Consider the following 18,106-nt stretch of genomic DNA (forward strand, 5'->3'; position numbering starts at 1 on the left):
GTATCTGAACCTTGCCAACTTACCGATTATTCCACTGTTGCGCTGCATCTTCAACAGCTTTATCAACAGTTTTCTGCCCTAACATAGCTGCTTGTAAATTGTCATAAATCGCTTTTTGCAATTTCTTGAAATCCTTTAGTTTTGGTGTTAAAACCTCAGCTTGTTGTAATTGTGTGGCACTAATAACTCTAGCTTTTTCCACTGTAGAAGCATTAGCTGGCATATCTTTAAAGTAACTATCAGATAGTGCTTTAGTAGTCGAAGGTAAAACATTTGCAGCTTTAGCAAAAGCTAATTGATTTGCGTCATTCGTGACAAATAAAGCAAACTTAGTAGCAGCATCAGGATGTTTAGTTGCACGAGGAATAATTACATTCATCACCGCCACATTTTTTTTACCTGTATCGCCAGTAATTTGTGGTGCTATAGCGGAAGCTTGAGCAATTTTTGGGGCATTATTAGCTATTGTTTTGAGAAATTCCGGCCCCGAAGCTAAAAATACAGTCTCACCAGATTGATATAAATCAATAGCATGACGATGACCTTGGGTTAGTACCTCTTTTGGTAGTAGTCCTTTTTTGTACAAATCAACCCAATATTGAAATGCAGCTTTACCTTGTGGTGAATTAAAAGCTGCTTTACCTTCAGCATCAACTAAAGTCACACCCATTTGTACCAAAGACTCCATCACTTCCCCGGAATCTTGCGGTACAAAAGTGATAAAAAAGGCATATTTACCAGTTTTATTTTTAATTTGTTGTGCTACCTCTGCTAATTCTGCGTATGTAGCCGGTGGTTTACTGATACCTGCCTGTTTTAATAATTCAGTGTTATAAATAGTTAGCCGTGTTGTGAGATACCAGGGAATTCCAAAACTTTTGCCATTAAGTGTACTGGCTTTCCAAATGTTGGGTAAATATGCAGAACGCACATCTTGGGGAATCGTGGTATCTAGGTCTAACCAAGCATTTCGTCCTGCTAGTTGGGATGCAAAATCTGGATTGAGGTTAACAACATCAGGTGGCGTTTTTGCGGAGACAGCTGTTAAAATTTTGTTCTCCATAGCAGACCAAGGCACATCAACCCAGTTAATTTTTACACCGGGATTTTGTGACTCAAAATTAGAAATCAAAGTTTTAAAGTAGTCAGTAAATTGAGGTTGGAGTTGCATAGTCCAAAACTCAATATTGGCTACTTCCGTTGTCGCTTGTTTTGGACTTGTGCCGACGTTACCTGTGCTGCAACTAACAATCCAACTGGTCAATAAACCAATTATTGCCCAAGCTGTTAGTTGTTTGAATTTTTGCAATCGAATCATTTTACCAGTATTTTCACCCTTGATAGAAATGAAAAGCTTATGGAGAATTAACGAGATTATAGGCTAAATCAATTACCCGTAAAGACGCAATATACTGCGTTGACAATTTAAATTTTCAATTTTAGTAGTCCGGCGGAACTGTGGTGAAAAGCTTCAATAGTCTGTTTGGCAAATCTAATAAAGGGGTTGGCATCGAACTTGCTTCAGAACGGGTAAATATCGTTCAGTTACGCAAGATGCGCCAAGGTTTAAAACTAGAATCTTTGACATCTTTACCAGTTCCCGAAGGTGTGGTGACAGATGGTCAAATTACTGACCCCCCAACAATGGCGCAAATTATTCAGCAAGGTTTGGCTGAAAGTAAAATCAAGGCTTCTCGTGTTGCTACCGGTGTACCTGGACGAGATTCTATCGTACGTCTTATCCCAGTGCCAGCTGAGTTAGATGACAAAGAATTACGTGACATGGTGTTAAATCATGAGGCTGGTTTGTATTTACCATATCCCCGTGAGGAGGCTGATGTAGATTATCAAAAACTTGGGTATTTTGTAGATGAGGATGGCATTGAAAAAGTACAGGTATTGTTAGTTGCTACTCGCAAGGAAGTGACAGATACATATCTGAGTACGTTTGAGCAGGCAGGATTGCAAATCGATGTTTTAGAGATTAACAGTTTTGCGCTGATTCGGACAATCCGTGACCAACTGCGGCAATTTGGCCCACAGGAAGCGGCGGTACTGGTTGACATTGAGTTTGACAGTACAGAAATTGCCATCATCGTGAATGGAGTTCCACAATTTTCACGGACTGTGCCAATTGGCACTTATCAAATGCAAGAAGCCTTAGCAAGGGCTATGAGTTTACCCAATTCACGGGATATGGAACTTTTACAGGAAATGACTATTCCTGCGACTCCTATGGATGGTGGGCAAACTGGGGTTACAGGAATTAACCCTGGTATGGCAGCGATGATGAGAGTTTTGGGAGAACTCACAGATGAACTGCGCCGTTCTATCGATTTTTACTTGAATCAGAGTGAAAATTTAGAGATAGCGCAGATTATTTTAGCTGGGCCAGGTGGCGGACTGCAACAGCTAGACGAGTTCTTTACACAACGCTTGAGTTTGCCAACGACTCAAATAGATCCGGTTGGGGCGTTGTCTTTGCAAGTTGACGAACAAAAATATCCAGCTTTACAACGCTCTGGTTTAGCGATTGTACTTGGGCTGGGAATGCGGGAGGTATGACAGAATGTACAGTTTAGATGTTAACTTTCTCAAAGACCGCCCGATTTATCAAAATAAAAGTGACAGAAAAGGGGGTCGAAAACTTCCACCGGGAGATCCTAAACCAATTTTTTTGGGAGTTGGATTAGGCTTATGTTTACCTATTTTTGCAGGGGCTGGTTGGTGGATACTGCAAAGTAAAAATGGTGAACTAGAGCAGAACATAGCACAGCTACAGCAAGAAGTCACTAAATTAGATACAGAAATAGGAAATGTTAACAAAATCAAGGAAGAAACGAATGCAGTTAAAGGGGAAACCCAAAGTTTAGTAACTGTATTTGACCAAATTCGGCCTTGGTCAGCAATGTTACAAGATTTGCGCGATCGCATTCCAGGTGCAGTACAAATTGAGAACGTCAAACAAATTCCACCCACGCCAGCCGCAGAAGGCCAACCGCCCAGTAATCCAGCTGGTGGGATCGAAATCACCGGAGTAGCGCGGTCTTTTAACGATGTCAATGACTTCTTATTGAGTCTGCAACAGTCTCAATTTTTGAAAGCTTCAGACAGCAGAATTACCACTGCAAACTTAATAGATGCACCGCTACCACCAACTACAAATACATCTAAAGTTCCCATCAAACCGCCGCAAATAGTTAAATACACCATCCAATCGAGTTTAAGTGATGTTCCAGCTTCCGAATTAGTCAGGGAGTTAGAACAAAAAGGCACGATAGGACTAGTAGCTCGAATTCGCACTATGCAACAAACAGGAGTCATCCCGAAATGACGCTGAGTGAAGATTTGAATTTCGCCGATCAGGGCGAGGAATTTGATTCAGGTGCATCGCCCTACCCCGTAGTGTTTGGTATTAGCTTCACTCCCCAAATTATTGGCATAATCGCGGGAGTAGTGGGGCTGTTTGGGGCTTTATTTATACTGCTCAACATGGTGATGCCAGCATGGGACAACTATCAACAGCAGCAAGCAAAAAGTGGGGAACTACAAGGACAAATTGACCAGAAAAAAGCCACCCTCAAACAAATTGACCAAGTAAAAAAAGACTTAGCTGATGCAAAACAACAAAAAATTCAGGTTTTAGGCTTGTTTTCTAACGAAAAAACTTTAGATACGTTGCTACTAGATTTAAATCGATTGGTTGAGTCTGGTAATGCTCAAGTTCCACCTAATGCTGTTAAAGCCAAACTCCAAAAGTTTGCACCAACTACTAATAAAGCAGAACCGATTACAGATGGCTCTTTGGGTGTAGCAGTCGATAACAAACTGAAACGTATAAGCATAAATGTCGAGTTTGTTGGCACTTATGAGCAAACTCAATCTATTCTGCGAAATATAGAGCGTTTACAGCCTTTGTTAATAGTTAGAGATTATCAGTCAGTCTTAGCTCCAGTACAAGCTAATACCCAATCAGGCAAAGTCATACGTCAAGTAGGGCCTCCGCCAATTACTACATCTTTCCAATTACAGGCTTTAATACCACTTACGCCAGAAGAATTAGCTGCGGCCGTGCCTAAAGCGCCGCCTAAATAATAGTACTGTTAGCGGTAGCGGGGCGTTTAGCCAGTACTGAGTTATGAGTGCTGAGTACTTTGTCTCAACAAGTGTTGCTTAAAAATGTTTATAAAGTGAGGAATGAACTGTGAAACAGCTTCACGGTAATAGATTAATGTTGGGTGCTGCTGCTTTGACATTTTTGGCAGCACAACCAGGGTGGGCGCAGATAACGCAAGTTAATGATGTCAAGTTAAATGCTGTTGATGGCGGCATTAACGTTGTTTTAAAAACATCTTTAGGTTCTCGCCCACAAGTTTTTACGACTAAAAGAGGTAAAACTTTAGTTTCAGATATTATTAATGCTCAACTACGTTTACCACAAAGGGGTAACTTCCGTCAAGATAAACCTGCATCGGGAATTGCTTCTGTTGAAGTTTTGCAACTAGATGCTAATAGCATTCGGGTGATAGTCACTGGTGACAACGATGCACCAGGTAGCCAACCAGTAGTGCGAAAAGATGACAGAATCACCCTCGGCTTTGCCCCATCAACAGGAACCACCGCATCAGTCCCAACACCAACAACATCGACAGTGCCATCTGCAAATGTGCCTGTGCCAGTGCAACCAAATCAAAAGCCAGATGTTCTTGTTCCTAACCCAGAAATTAGTATTGATGGCAGACCTGCTCAAGCTGCTGGCCCTGGTCAACCAGCAAGCCAAGCTCCGCCTTTTTTGCCTAGAGCCGTTGCCCCACCAGTAGGAGATATTGCGGTTTCGGCCACAGATGCTTCTCCGAGTGTGATTGATTTAGGAACCCAAGAACGTGTTCCTAGGTTGGTGCTGCGAGATGCACCAGTACGGGAAGTTTTATCACTGTTGGCTCGTGCAGCTAATCTAAATTTGGCTTATATCAGTGGCGATCCTGCTGGAGGCCAGCAAGGTGCTGCTCCTAATGCCGCAGGCTCTCAAACAATCTCTTTGGATATAGAGAACGAGCCTGTACAAGATGTGTTTAACTATGTCTTGCGTTTAAGTGGTTTAGAAGCTAACCGCAATGGTCGTACAGTTTTTGTTGGGACTAAATTACCTAATTCAACTCGTGATGTTGTTGTGCGTAGCTTGCGACTAAATCAGGTAAACGTGGGAGTTGCGTTGAACTTTTTAGTTGGGATGGGGGCTGAAAGTGCAGTCACCAGAGAAAGGCAAGTAACTAATGTTACTGCTGTGCCTGTGGGTGCTGGATCTAACCCAGTCACTCAAAGTCAGACAACTACAGAAACGAGAATTGAACGTCTCACTCTTGATGATTCTAAATACACAACACCTTTATTACGAGGGTTACAAGCATTAGGTGATGAACGGACAAATTCTATAACTTTGATTGGCCCTGCTAAACAGATTGATATAGCAATTTCTCAACTAACACAGCTTGATATTCGTCGCCGTCAAGTAGCTGTTAACGTCAAAATTGTTGATGTTAACCTTTTAAATACTCATAACACTAATACCAGTTTTTCATTTGGTGTTGGCAATAATTACTTTACGAATGATGGAGGTGCTGCATCTTTGAATTTTGGTGGTTCTAGACCAGCGACTAGTGCTGAAGTTGCAAATAATGTAACTGGGGGTGCGCCTGTGACTAGTAACCCACTTCAAGGAGGAAATATTTTCCTCAATTCAAATAATCCTAATGGAGGAACACCCAGTGCTGGCGTAAGCTCTAATCCATTACAACCAGGCCTTACAGCGTTTACACAAGGAACAAGTTCAACTGCAATTGTACCGACATCTGTTGACCCAGTGACTGGTCAACCAACTGGTTATACTAATCAAACTACTAGAACTCCAGACCAGTATACATACAGTCTACCATCTCTGTTCCAGTTCCCTAAACGCTTCCTTGCTAGTTTGCAAGCTCAGGTGACAAGTGGTAATGCCAAGATTTTGACAGACCCAACGTTAATTGTCCAAGAAGGTCAGACTGCTAACGTTAATCTAACTCAAGAAGTAGTAGGCAATATTAAGAATGAAGTAACTCGTGGTGATAATACTTCTGTGCAAACAGTTACTGCTGAGAAGACAAGTGTGGGTTTAACACTAGCTGTTAAAGTTGACAGAATTGATGATAATGGTTTTGTTTCATTATCAGTAGCTCCTGTTGTTAAGGCTCCTCAATCTTCAGCAGAGATTAATGTTGGCGGTAATAGTCAAAGTATATTTTTAGTATCTGAGCGATCGCTAAATTCTGGGTTGATTCGTTTACGTGATGGTCAGACATTAATTCTTTCAGGGATTATTCAAGACCAAGACAGAGTGACTGTTTCTAAAATTCCTATTTTGGGAGATCTACCACTGATTGGTTCACTGTTTAGAAGAACAAACAAAAATAATCAGCGTAATGAGGTAATTGTGTTGCTCACACCTCAAGTTATGGATGATTCGGAAAACTCTTCTTACGGCTATAACTATACTCCTAGCCCAGAAGTAAGGCAAATTCTTGAGCGTCGTGGTTTGAGTGCGCCTAAACGGTAAGCTGTTAGAAAAACGATAATATCAACGAAAAGCAAAGATATCCGACTTCTTGAAAAAGTCGGATATCTATTTGTTTATGAAGTCAAAACTAAGTGGATGCAGGAACAGTTTTAAGCTGCAACAGACATTCTATCTTGTTCACGAGCATCAACTACTAAAACTAAGCATAAAGCTGCGATCGCCTTTTGCCATTCTTTTCTAACTCGTGCATCTTCTACACCATCAAATAAACTGATCAGGCGGGGAACTGAAGTTTCTAAGGCCGGATGAGGTACTGGACGGTGTAATTCAACTAAGTGAGTTAAACTTTCTTGATTGTTGATAAAACCAATTACCCATGCTGTTGCGTGATCTGGGCTTGCGGGAACACGTTTAACGCCTAACTCATTTTTTAGCCAGTTGTAAAAAGGTGGTAATTCTTGGGCTAGAACTGCTCCGGCTGTTGGTAATGTTTGCTTGAGCAAGCTAATATCTAAATCTGCTAATTCTTGTTGTAATTCAGGTAAAACAAGCACTTCATTCAGCGATTTTGACAATATCGATTCTAGTTGTGCTTGGGAAAAATTTAAATGTTGGGCGAACGTTGTATGTAGCGAGTTCATGTTTGAAACACCTAGAAATCAATAGTTCAGTTTTGCTGGATTTGGGCAGCAAAGTTATGATTCAAATATAGATAACTTAGAGGTTTTATTTTAGTATCTCAAGGAATATAGGATTGTATTTAAAGGTTATAAAACCGCTATAAAAATGTATTGACTCATTCGTAGACAAAAATATACCCAACTTCTTCAAGAAGTCGGGTATATAAATCTTTTAAATTGTAACAAATCAAATTGAATCGCTATCTCAATATTTTTTCAGAAAAACCATAGATATTTTAGATGTTGCTAATAAAATACCAGCTAAATGATGCTGTTACTCATGTGAGTGTAGAGCTTTGTTATCTGGTAAATTCCGAGGATTTTCGAGAGGTGGCTGCTTGATGATAGGCGTTTCTACAGGAGTAATTTTGAGAATGCTTTCTGGGGAATAACTACTACTTTGTTGCAAAAATCCGATTTCTCTTTCAAATTTTTCCCTTCCTTCTCTAAAAAAGCTGGATTCTCTAGGATGGTATATTCCATTAGCTACAGTTTCAGGGATCTGTTGAGCATTGACTGGAGTGATTAATGACAATGCTCCTGTAGTGACCAAGGTCGCTATAACGAGGTGGGAGGATATGGAGTATTTCATCTTTTTTGTGTTGTGCCAAACAGAGCTATAGCAATCTGATTTGGTTCCTGAAATTATTTTCTCAGAAGGCAACAGGGAACAGGAAAAACTTTGGCCGCTGTACGGAATTTTTACAAAAATCCCGTAGGAATCCTATAGACAGGATAGCATATACTGAGCATCGGACTTTTTGTTGTGCAACCAGTTGACTTTACTACCCTTAAATCTGCTTGTAGCGAACTACGCGCTTACTGGCTGCCATCGCGTTTAGAACAAGTTTATCAGCGCGATCGCTACACTATTGCTATTGCATTACGCACCCTGAAACAACGGGGTTGGCTGGAAATTTCTTGGCATCCCCAAGCTGCAAGAATTTGTATTGGTGATCCGCCGCCGCGATCGCCTGATACTTTTACTTTTAGCCAACAACTAGTACACCAATTGGGTGGTTTGGCTTTAATCGGTATTGAAGCGATCGCCCCTTGGGAGAGGGCGATTGATTTACAATTTGCTCGTCGTCCGGGAGAATCTGCGCTGTATCACTTGTATGTGGAAATTATGGGCAAATACAGTAATGCCATTCTCACTGATGCCAATAATTTCATCATTACAGCCGCCCATCAAGTTAGTGAGCAGCAATCGAGTGTCCGACCAATTCAAACTGGACAGCTTTACGAATTTCCACCTAAACTGACTGGGCCTGTTCCCAGTTTGAGCGAATCTCCAGGACGTTGGCAAGAACGGGTGAGCTTGGTTCCTGGTGCAATTAAGCGTCAGCTAATCAAAAGTTATAGCGGGTTAAGTGCAGCACTGGTAGATTCTCTGCTGTTGGCGGCGAGTATTGCACCAGAAACCACAACTGATCAACTGAACTCTGAAGATTGGCAAAAACTATTTCAACATTGGCAAGAATGGTTACAAGCTTTAGATTTAGATAAATTCCAACCAGCTTGGACAGCAACGGGTTACACGGTAATGGGTTGGGGTGCAGTTGCACCAGTTAAAGATACTCAATCATTGTTGAATAAGTATTATACTGACCAACTAAATCAACAGGTATTTAGCCAATTACGCCATCAACTGACCCAGAAGTTACAAAATATTCTGACAAAGCTAAAAGTTAAAGAGCAAGCTTTTACAATCCGGTTGCAGCAATCAGATCAAGCTGATGATTATCGCCAAAAAGCAGATTTGTTAATGGCTAATTTGCAAAATTGGGAACCGGGAATGAAAGAAATCACCCTACCTGATTTTGAGACAGGTGAACCAGTAGCGATCGCCCTCCAGCCTGATAAAAACGGTGTACAGAATGCTCAATATTTTTACAAGCAGCACCAAAAACTCAAACGCGCTCGTTCCGCAGTAGAACCGCTATTATTGGAAGTACAGTCAGAGATTGATTATTTAGAGCAAGTAGAAGCAGCGATCGCCCAAATCGAAAACTACGAAACAGCCGAAGATTTGCAAGCTTTAGAAGAAATCCGCGATGAGCTAGTTGGACAAAAATATTTAGAAGACCCAGAATATCGGAATCGCAACGCTAACGAAACTGCTATCACCAACTTCCGTCGTTATCGCACCCCTAACGGACGAGAAATCCTAATCGGTCGAAATAATCGCCAAAATGACCAACTAACTTTTCGTGTAGCGGGAGATTATGACTTGTGGTTCCACGCGCAAGAAATTCCCGGAAGCCATCTTCTCATGCGTTTAGAACCCGGTACTGTTCCCGACTCAACTGATTTACAATATGCTGCAAACCTTGCCGCATACTACAGCCGCGCTCGTCAAAGCGACCAAGTACCAGTAGTTTATACTCAGCCAAAACACGTTTATAAACCCAAAGGAGCCAAACCGGGAATTGCAATTTACAAACAAGAGCGTATTCTTTGGGGGAAGCCACAGTTAGTCAAAAGTCAAGGGTCAATGGTCAATGGTCAATCACCGTAACCCTTCTATCTTCTGGTTTGTTGAAATATTCTCAAAGATGGAAGCCAAGCCCAAGTAGTTTTATCTTTTTTTAGTAAATTTTTAAGAAAAAACTGTGTTGGCTGTTACAATATTGTTAAGAAAAGTTGCCCGTTGCATTTTTGGGAACGCGCAATCGGGTTTTAACTCTATTGAGAAGACAACGCGAAAAAACATTTTATAGACCAGCTGTGGGAGGCTGGTCTTTTTATTTTTAAATGCTTACTAATAAATCTGTCTTTTGGCACTGGTGAAATAACTGAGAAACAGACCATGATGCTATCTGGAAAATGACTAAAAAGTGTGTAATTGATGACATTTGCAGTTAGCAAACATTCATCCAAAACATTATTGAACGGGAGGATACTGCGTGAAAATTGGCGCTCACTACTTAGGTAACGGAGAGTGTGAGTTTACTGTTTGGTCTCCCACTTTAAACAGTATTGCAGTAGAAATTTTAACGCCAGAGCCGCAGTTAATTCCGCTGAAACCGCAGACAGAGGGATACTGGCAGTTAAAAGTAAATGATGTGTATCCAGGTACACTTTATCGATATAGATTAAATGACCAAGAAGCTTTTGCTGACCCAGCTTCGCAGTTTCAACCCCAGGGTGTTCACGGGGCTTCTCAAGTTATAGATCATGAGTTTGAGTGGACAGATACAACTTGGGCTGGTGTTCCTTTGGAATCGATGATTTTCTATGAACTTCATGTAGGGACATTCACGCCGGAAGGAACTTTCGCAGCAATTATTCCCCGTTTACCAGAACTGCGGGAATTAGGAATTAACGCGATTGAAATTATGCCCATTGCCCAATTTCCGGGTGATGATCATATTCAGCCTGATTTGGCATACCGTAACTGGGGGTATGATGGCGTTTATCTTTATGCAGTACAAAATTCCTACGGTAGTCCAGCAGATTTAAAGCACTTTGTGAATGCTTGTCACGCCAATGGGATTGCTGTGGTGTTAGATGTGGTTTATAACCACTTTGGCCCAGAAGGTAATTATATGGGTCAGTTTGCGCCCTATTTTACGAGAACATATAAGACACCTTGGGGCAACGCAATGAATTTTGATGATGCTCATAGCCAAGGTGTACGCAATTATTTTATTGAAAATGCTTTGTATTGGTTGCGAGACTTTCACATAGATGGGTTGCGCCTAGATGCAATTCAAGCAATTTATGATTTGGGTGCAAAGCATTTTTTGTGGGAACTGGCGGAAGTTGTACATAATTTCTCTCGTGGGGAGACATGGAAACGTTTTTTAATTGCGGAAAGTGACCTGAATAATCCGCAAATTGTGCGTCCGCCAGAATTGGGAGGATATGGAATTGATGCACAGTGGAGTGATGATTTCCACCACGCATTGCACACATTGTTAACAGGCGATCGCCAAGGTTATTATCAAGACTTCGGTAAATGTGCCGATTTAGCTAAAGCTTACCAAGATACTTTTGTCTATGATTGGCGGTATGCGCCACACCGTAAGCGTTTTCATGGGATATCATGCAGCGATCGCCCATTATCTCAGTTTTCAGTCTGTATTCAAAATCATGACCAAATAGGAAATCAAATGAAGGGGGAACGCTTATCTGAGCGAATTTCCTTTGGTGGTTTGAAGTTAGCTGCTGGTGCGGTGTTGTTGTCACCTTACTTACCGTTACTTTTCATGGGTGAAGAATATGGCGAAACTGCACCTTTTATCTATTTTGTCAGCCACTCTGACCCCGATTTAATTCAAGCTGTGCGTGCTGGACGCAAACAAGAGTTTGAAGCGTTCCACTATGAGGAAGACCCACCAGACCCAGAATCGGCGGAGACTTTTTTGCAATGTAAATTGAATTGGGAATTGCACCATGAAGGCCAGCACAAGGTTTTATGGGATTGGTATCGCCAGTTAATTCATTTACGCAAAACTCATCCGGCGTTGTTGAACTATGACCGCAACAGTATTGCAGCAACTAGTGATGAAGACAAAAAATTAGTTGTGGTGCGGCGTTGGTGTGAATCGAAGGAAGTGATATTGGCGATGAATTTTAATTCGTCGTCGGTGGGGGTGAGTTTACCTATTCAGCAACGTGCGCGGAAGTTGTTGGACTCTGGTTGTGAGGCTGCGGAGTATTTGTCTGTGGGGGAAGAGGTTGTGTTAGAGGGTATGAGTTTGGTTTTGTATGAGGTTTAAGAGGTTTTTTTAACGCAGAGGTGCGCTGAGGTAGGCGCGAAGGGGCGCGGAGTTTTTTTTGAGTTTATTTATATTTAAGTGAAATTTTATGCGGATACCCAAGGCAACTTATAGGATTCAGTTTACACCCCAGTTTGGGTTTGATGATGCTATAGCGATCGCAGCCTATTTATCAGATTTAGGTATTTCTGATTTATATGCTTCGCCGATTTTTAAGGCGAGGACTGGTAGTACACATGGTTATGATGTGGTAGACGCTACGCAATTAAATCCGCAATTAGGAACAACGGAAGATTTTCAGGCTTTAGTGGCGGAATTACAATCTTTGGGAATGGGTTGGCTACAGGATATTGTGCCGAATCATAATGCTTATAGTAGCGAAAATCCATATTTAATGGATGTGTTAGAACATGGTGCAGATTCTAGCTATACCGATTATTTTGATGTTTGCTGGAATTCTCCTTTTGCTAATAGTCAAGAGCGCATTCTTGCTCCTTTGTTGGGAGATTTTTATGGTGAAGCTCTGGAAAAGGGAGATATTCAACTGCAATATGAGCAACATGGTTTAACTGTGAACTATTACAGTTTAAAATTACCTTTGCGTTTGGAGTCTTACAGCAAATTTCTGACTTACAATTTAGGGAAACTTACGCGCACACTAGGCAGAAATCATCCTGATTTTATTAAACTTTTAGGCATTCTCTATATTCTCAAAAGTGTTCCCTCGGAAGTTGCGGGGAAGCAACGTCAAGACCAAATTGCTTTTATTAAAGGTTTGATTTGGGAACTCTACAGCAGTAATGATGATATCCAAGAATTCGTTAGAGAAAATCTGAAAATATTTAATGGAGAGCCAGGTAATTCTGAAAGTTTTAACTTACTAGATGATTTACTCAACGACCAGTTTTATCGTCTTGCTTTCTGGAAAGTTGGCGCAGAGGAAATGAACTATCGCCGTTTCTTTACTGTTAACGAACTCATCTCAGTTAAAGTTGAAGAAATGCGCGTGTTTAACAATACTCATAGTTTAATTCACAAGCTCGTCGAAGAAGGCGTATTTACTGGGTTAAGAATTGATCATATTGATGGGCTATATAACCCTACGCAGTATTTAGAAAGACTGCGGGAAAAAATGGGTGATGTTTATATCACTGTCGAGAAGATTTTAGAACTCACAGAAGATTTACCGAATTATTGGCAGATTCAAGGTACATCAGGATATGACTTTTTGAATTATGTCAATGGTGTATTTTGTCAAGTTCAAAATGAAATCTTATTTGATAAGATATATAGTTCATTTATCGGTTCACGCTTTAATTATTCATCACTTGTCCAAGAGAAAAAACATCTAATTCTCGAAAAGAATTTAGCAGGTGATGTGGATAATTTAGCAAGCTTACTGAAGAATATTGCCAGTAAATATCGCTATGGTAATGATTTTACATTGAATGGATTGAAACGAGCGATCGCCGAAGTCCTGATGCTATTCCCCATCTACCGTACTTATATCACTCCCGATGCAATTCCAGATAGCGATAAAGCCTGCATTCAAACAGTAATTAACACAGCAAGAAAACAAGTACCTCTGTTACAGCATGAAATGAACTTTTTAGAAAAAGTTATGCTGTTGCAGTTTGATGAGTCTCTCACCCAAACAGAAAAAGAACAGTGGATTTATTTTGTCTTGCGGATGCAGCAATATACTGGCCCACTCATGGCTAAAGGTGTTGAAGATACTACTTTATATGTTTATAACCGACTAATTTCCCTCAACGAAGTCGGCGGAAATCCTAGTCATTTTGGAATTACTATCGAGCAATTTCATAACTTTAACCAACAGCATCAAGCGAATTGGCCTCACACTATGAACGCCACCGCTACCCATGATACCAAGCGCGGCGAAGATGTCAGAGCTAGGTTAAATGTGTTGTCAGAAATCCCCCAAGAATGGGAACAACAAGTAAATAGATGGAGTGAACTCAATCAACAACATCGTAGCCTTGTTGATCGCAACGATGAATATTTTCTCTATCAAACCCTAGTTGGCGCATTTCCTTTTGCGGAACACGAACAAGCCTCTTTTGTGGAACGGGTGCAAGAATATATGATTAAAGCCATCCGGGAAGCAAAAGTTCACACCGCATGGTTGCGTCCTGATGATGAATACGAAGCAGCTTGTACCACTTTTATTCAGAAAATCCTTGACCCCAACTTATCACCGCAATTTCTCGAAAACTTCCGCCCTTTTCAACAAAAAATTGCCGAATATGGCATATTTAACTCCCTTTCTCAAACTCTCCTCAAAATTACTGCGCCTGGTGTCCCTGACTTCTACCAAGGAACAGAACTCTGGGATTTAAGTTTAGTTGATCCAGATAACCGCCGTCCCGTAGATTTTGAATTACGACGTGGTTACTTGAGTACCATCCAGAAGCACATCAAAACCGATATTTTGGGCTTAATTGCAGAACTCCTAACCAATAAAACCGACGGGAGAATCAAACTTTTCTTAACTCTACAAGTACTCACAGCCAGAATCACATATCTCTCATTATTCCAAAACGGCGAATATCAACCAATAGAAGTCCACGGAACCCACGCCAACCATATCATCGCCTTTGCCAGGCAACATAACAATCATACAGCGATCGCCATTGTCCCCCGTTTCCTCACAACTCTCATCCAACCCGGACAACTTCCAATAGGTGAGTCAATCTGGCAAGATACACATCTAAAACTCCCCGCCAAAACTTGGCAAAACCTCCTCACCCAGCAAACCCTAAAAACCGAAAACACTCTACCCATCGCCACCGCCCTCTCCCATCTCCCCGTAGCCCTATTAATTGCTGAATAACTTATACAACCAACGTAATCAGAAAATCTCTCTTTCACCCTCTCCGCGCACCTCCGCGCCAACCTTTGCGTACCTTTGCGTTAAAAAACATGACCCAAAAACTTACCAGCCCACCAATAACCGCCGTCCGTACCTACATCAAACAAACCTGGAAAACCCTCACCCGTTCCCACCAACATTTATTAGAATCAGCCCAAGACACCAAACTAGAACACAAACCCAACACCCCGTGGCTAGTTTACATCTCCCCTCAAGAAGACTGTAATACAGTCAAGTCTGTATTAGAGCGATCGCTATCTGCTAAAGAAATGCAGCAAATAGAAATTCGCACCTTACCCAGCGAAGTCGAAGCCATCGAAGAACACGGGTTGTTATATCTCCCTGGCGCTTATGTTGTTCCTGGCGGGCGTTTTAATGAAATGTATGGCTGGGATAGCTATTTTATTCTGCTCGGTTTACTGCGGGATGAAGAATGGGAACTAGCCCAAAGTCAAGTTGATCAATTACTTTATCAAGTCCAGCATTACGGCACTATCCTCAATGCCAACCGTACCTATATGCTGACGCGATCGCAACCCCCCGTCCTGAGTATGATGGTGCTGGCATTGTTCCAACACACCCAAGACCAAGCATGGTTAAAATCAACCCTGCCATTATTAGAACAATTTTATTACTACTGGGTAGTCCCGCCCCACCTCAATTCGGCAACAGGCTTATCGAGATACTATGCTTTAGGCGAAGGAGCAGCACCAGAAGTTTTGTTTTCGGAACTGGATGAAGCCGGACGTAGCCACTATGAACGCGTCAAGGAATATTATCAACAATTTGAAATTGATGACTATGATGTGAGTCTGTTTTATAACCGCGAAACAGACGAACTCACAGACTTATTTTACAAAGGCGATCGCTCTATGCGCGAGTCTGGGTTTGATATCACCAACCGCTTTGGCCCTTTTAGTGTGGATATCATTCATTATGCGCCAGTGTGTTTAAACAGTCTGCTTTATCAAATGGAACAAGACTTGGCGCAAATTTACGAAATTTTGGGGAATCCTGAACTTGGAAAACAATGGAGCGATCGCGCGAGTCTCCGTCGTGAGCGTATCGATCAATACCTTTGGGATGAAGACCAAGGACTGTACTTAGACTATCACTTCTACAGTAACCAACGTCGTCATTATGAGTTTGCTACTACCTTCTATCCTCTATGGACAGGACTGGCTTCTCCTGCACAAGCTCAACGAATTGTCCAAAATCTGAGTTTATTTACTGCACCAGGAGGAATTTTCACCAGTACCCGTGTTACCGGAAATCAATGGGATGCGCCTTTTGGTTGGGGGCCACTAACATTGATTGCTGTCCAAGGACTTTGCCGTTATGGATATGATGCAGAGGGTCATGATATTGCTGATAAGTTTTTAACTATGGCGATTAAAGAATTTACCCGATGTGGTTTTTTCGTGGAAAAATATGACGTTGAGCGATGTTCTGCTCAAGTTTCTGACGAGATTTGCTTTGGTTACAGTTCTAATGAAATAGGTTTTGGTTGGACTAATGGAGTTATTTTAGAACTTTTGGCGCTGCAATCATTGGACTTAAAGGATTAATCAACGGCAGAGGTGCAGAGATCACCGAGAAAAGAAGTTTGAGAGATTCTTTGTGTAAGTGATAAATCCAATAAAAAAGTAATTGAGGATAAGCCAACAGCCTATCCTCAATCAAATCATCAAAATTCAGCTTTAGCGTTTTACCACTACTAAAGTCCCTGGCTTCGTCCAGTTGTACAATTTTCGCGCCTGCTTCACTGGCAAATTCACACAACCGTGGCTGACTGGAGTGCCAAAACGGTTATGCCAATAAGCACCATGAATCGCATAGCCTTCATAGAAATACATTGCATAAGGAACATCAGGAATGTCGTAGCCGCTACCCCGCATTCTATTAGTGCGATACTTCGACTGAATATGAAACCTACCAACGGGTGTAGGAGTAGCGCGTTTACCTGTAGATACAGGAAAGTTGTAAACCAGCTTTTCGCCATCCCATGCACGTAAGCGTTGCTGGGATAAATCAATTTCAATCCGGCGAGGTTGGGATACTTGTCTACTGTCAGATATTTGGATGCTGTTGTTATTGAGCGACGCGGCTGTAGCTATCACAGAATTGGGATCAGCTGTTGGTAGCGCCGAGGAGAAAAAAGTTGCTAACAGCAGCGCTACACCTGTACAAAAATTTCCTGAGCGACGAATTCCAACATTACTAGTTTGGGTTCGCATTCTGCATCACCTTCTAACAACGCGAAAAATATGTTGTAGTTTTCATAAACGTGACAAATTGCCAAAACAATTCCTAGTTGTTTATGGAATATCTACGCGGATGTTCCGCCAATACACCAATACCAGTATCAGGCGAGACTAATACAGCAGCTACGTACCAAGGTTGGATCTTTTAACTAGGTCGAAAGAAGTAAGAATGTCAGGTTTTTCCTCACTTATACCCCTACATTTCTATACCTTCGTACCTAGAGTTGATTTTTCCTCCCACTGCTCAAAACTCTCGAACCTTGGTTTGAGTGTTGACGGCGATTTATTTCACATTTGGAGTTGAAAAAGTGCAAACTACTGAATTTGATATTTGCACTTGTAGTTTTACACAGGACTTACGCAAAAATATATGGGCTGACTAGAGTACTCTAGTCTTCTATTTCTTACTTCAAGTTAAGTTGTGGCGATTCCGGAGCCGGAATCAGTAATGTCTTGATTTGCTGTGATTTGTCTGCTTACTTGTGGATGACCACAGGTGTTCCTAAAGATGCCCAATTGAATAGCCATTTAGCATGGTTAGGCGCGACGTTGATGCAACCGTGACTTACTGGTGTGCCGAATTTTTTATGCCAGTAGGCTCCGTGAATTCCGTAGTTACCTTGGTAAAACATTGCATAGGGAACGTTGGGAACGTCATAGTCTCTGCCGCGCATTCGGGTTGATTTATGCTTAGATTGAATCTTAAAGCTACCTATCCTCGTGGGAGTAGATTGTTTACCAGTGGAAATAGTAACTGCATAAACAGGTTTTTTTCCTTCCCATGCGGTTAATCTTTGGGTTGACAGGTTAATTTGAATCCAACGTTGGTCTGATTTTTGCAGAGTTTGGATTGTTTGTTTAACTGTCTCGTTTTTGCCACTAGCTGTGACTGTATTTGTGCTAATCCCAATCACGCTCAAACATATTGCCGCACCTATAACCATTTTTTTGAAGTGGCAGATGGGGTGAGAATTAATCAGACTTTTCAT

At 41.5% G+C, this 18,106-nt stretch carries 13 protein-coding genes; 8 read left to right on the forward strand and 5 right to left on the reverse strand.

From position 1 onward, the window contains the following. Window positions 1–19: 19 nt before the first annotated feature. Complete coding sequence (locus NCWK1_RS01965; RefSeq protein ID WP_103123519.1) at window positions 20–1,318, reverse strand: ABC transporter substrate-binding protein; 1,299 nt, start codon at window positions 1,316–1,318, stop codon at window positions 20–22. Window positions 1,319–1,458: 140 nt separating this feature from the next. On the opposite strand from NCWK1_RS01965, the gene pilM reads away from it, so the two are divergent. The 4 genes from pilM to NCWK1_RS01985 all read left to right on the forward strand — a co-directional run bounded on the left by pilM (window position 1,459) and on the right by NCWK1_RS01985 (window position 6,592). Next, window positions 1,459–2,565, forward strand: a complete 1,107-nt coding sequence (gene pilM, locus NCWK1_RS01970; RefSeq protein ID WP_096581832.1) for a type IV pilus assembly protein PilM — start codon at window positions 1,459–1,461, stop codon at window positions 2,563–2,565. A gap of 4 nt (window positions 2,566–2,569) precedes the next feature. After that, the gene (locus tag NCWK1_RS01975) at window positions 2,570–3,334 is read left to right on the forward strand and encodes a PilN domain-containing protein (RefSeq protein WP_103123520.1); all 765 of its coding nucleotides are present in this window, start codon (window positions 2,570–2,572) and stop codon (window positions 3,332–3,334) included. Further along, entirely contained in the window at window positions 3,331–4,095 is a 765-nt protein-coding gene (locus NCWK1_RS01980) for a type IV pilus inner membrane component PilO (RefSeq protein ID WP_103123521.1), read from the forward strand. The genes NCWK1_RS01975 and NCWK1_RS01980 overlap by 4 nt, the downstream gene beginning before the upstream one ends. A gap of 109 nt (window positions 4,096–4,204) precedes the next feature. Beyond that, window positions 4,205–6,592 (forward strand): type IV pilus secretin family protein, encoded by a 2,388-nt coding sequence (locus NCWK1_RS01985; RefSeq protein ID WP_096581825.1) that lies wholly within the window; start codon window positions 4,205–4,207, stop codon window positions 6,590–6,592. Between the two features lie 110 nt (window positions 6,593–6,702). On the opposite strand, the gene NCWK1_RS01990 is transcribed toward NCWK1_RS01985, so the two are convergent. Both NCWK1_RS01990 and NCWK1_RS01995 read right to left on the reverse strand, forming a co-directional pair. Beyond that, complete coding sequence (locus NCWK1_RS01990; protein ID WP_096581823.1) at window positions 6,703–7,194, reverse strand: hypothetical protein; 492 nt, start codon at window positions 7,192–7,194, stop codon at window positions 6,703–6,705. Between the two features lie 313 nt (window positions 7,195–7,507). After that, a complete protein-coding gene (locus tag NCWK1_RS01995) occupies window positions 7,508–7,825 on the reverse strand; it encodes a hypothetical protein (protein WP_096581821.1) in 318 nt (105 codons plus the stop codon). A 174-nt stretch (window positions 7,826–7,999) separates the two neighbouring features. On the opposite strand from NCWK1_RS01995, the gene NCWK1_RS02000 reads away from it, so the two are divergent. The 4 genes from NCWK1_RS02000 (at window position 8,000) to NCWK1_RS02015 (ending at window position 16,421) form a co-directional block, all read left to right on the forward strand. Continuing rightward, window positions 8,000–9,754 (forward strand): Rqc2 family fibronectin-binding protein, encoded by a 1,755-nt coding sequence (locus NCWK1_RS02000; protein WP_103123523.1) that lies wholly within the window; start codon window positions 8,000–8,002, stop codon window positions 9,752–9,754. A 388-nt stretch (window positions 9,755–10,142) separates the two neighbouring features. Continuing rightward, on the forward strand, window positions 10,143–11,960 hold the full coding sequence (gene treZ, locus NCWK1_RS02005; protein WP_103123524.1) for a malto-oligosyltrehalose trehalohydrolase: 1,818 nt from the start codon (window positions 10,143–10,145) through the stop codon (window positions 11,958–11,960). Window positions 11,961–12,048: 88 nt separating this feature from the next. After that, entirely contained in the window at window positions 12,049–14,814 is a 2,766-nt protein-coding gene (treY, locus tag NCWK1_RS02010; RefSeq protein WP_103123525.1) for a malto-oligosyltrehalose synthase, read from the forward strand. A gap of 89 nt (window positions 14,815–14,903) precedes the next feature. After that, entirely contained in the window at window positions 14,904–16,421 is a 1,518-nt protein-coding gene (locus tag NCWK1_RS02015) for a trehalase family glycosidase (RefSeq protein ID WP_103123526.1), read from the forward strand. A gap of 132 nt (window positions 16,422–16,553) precedes the next feature. On the opposite strand, the gene NCWK1_RS02020 is transcribed toward NCWK1_RS02015, so the two are convergent. Further along, window positions 16,554–17,090 (reverse strand): L,D-transpeptidase, encoded by a 537-nt coding sequence (locus NCWK1_RS02020; RefSeq protein WP_103123527.1) that lies wholly within the window; start codon window positions 17,088–17,090, stop codon window positions 16,554–16,556. Window positions 17,091–17,593: 503 nt separating this feature from the next. Continuing rightward, entirely contained in the window at window positions 17,594–18,106 is a 513-nt protein-coding gene (locus NCWK1_RS02025; protein ID WP_103123528.1) for a L,D-transpeptidase, read from the reverse strand.

It is taken from the genome of Nostoc cycadae WK-1 (assembly GCF_002897135.1).
GTDB lineage: Bacteria > Cyanobacteriota > Cyanobacteriia > Cyanobacteriales > Nostocaceae > Nostoc_B.

Excerpts from the sequence above, each read along its gene's own strand:
- NCWK1_RS01965 (WP_103123519.1), bottom strand. The coding sequence starts at position 1,318 with ATGATTCGATTGCAAAAATTCAAACAACTAACAGCTTGGGCAATAATT.
- NCWK1_RS01995 (WP_096581821.1), bottom strand. The coding sequence starts at position 7,825 with ATGAAATACTCCATATCCTCCCACCTCGTTATAGCGACCTTGGTCACT.
- NCWK1_RS01980 (WP_103123521.1), top strand. The coding sequence starts at position 3,331 with ATGACGCTGAGTGAAGATTTGAATTTCGCCGATCAGGGCGAGGAATTT.
- NCWK1_RS01975 (WP_103123520.1), top strand. The coding sequence starts at position 2,570 with ATGTACAGTTTAGATGTTAACTTTCTCAAAGACCGCCCGATTTATCAA.
- treY (WP_103123525.1), top strand. The coding sequence starts at position 12,049 with ATGCGGATACCCAAGGCAACTTATAGGATTCAGTTTACACCCCAGTTT.
- NCWK1_RS02020 (WP_103123527.1), bottom strand. The coding sequence starts at position 17,090 with ATGCGAACCCAAACTAGTAATGTTGGAATTCGTCGCTCAGGAAATTTT.
- NCWK1_RS02025 (WP_103123528.1), bottom strand. The coding sequence starts at position 18,106 with ATGAAAAGTCTGATTAATTCTCACCCCATCTGCCACTTCAAAAAAATG.
- NCWK1_RS01990 (WP_096581823.1), bottom strand. The coding sequence starts at position 7,194 with ATGAACTCGCTACATACAACGTTCGCCCAACATTTAAATTTTTCCCAA.
- NCWK1_RS02015 (WP_103123526.1), top strand. The coding sequence starts at position 14,904 with ATGACCCAAAAACTTACCAGCCCACCAATAACCGCCGTCCGTACCTAC.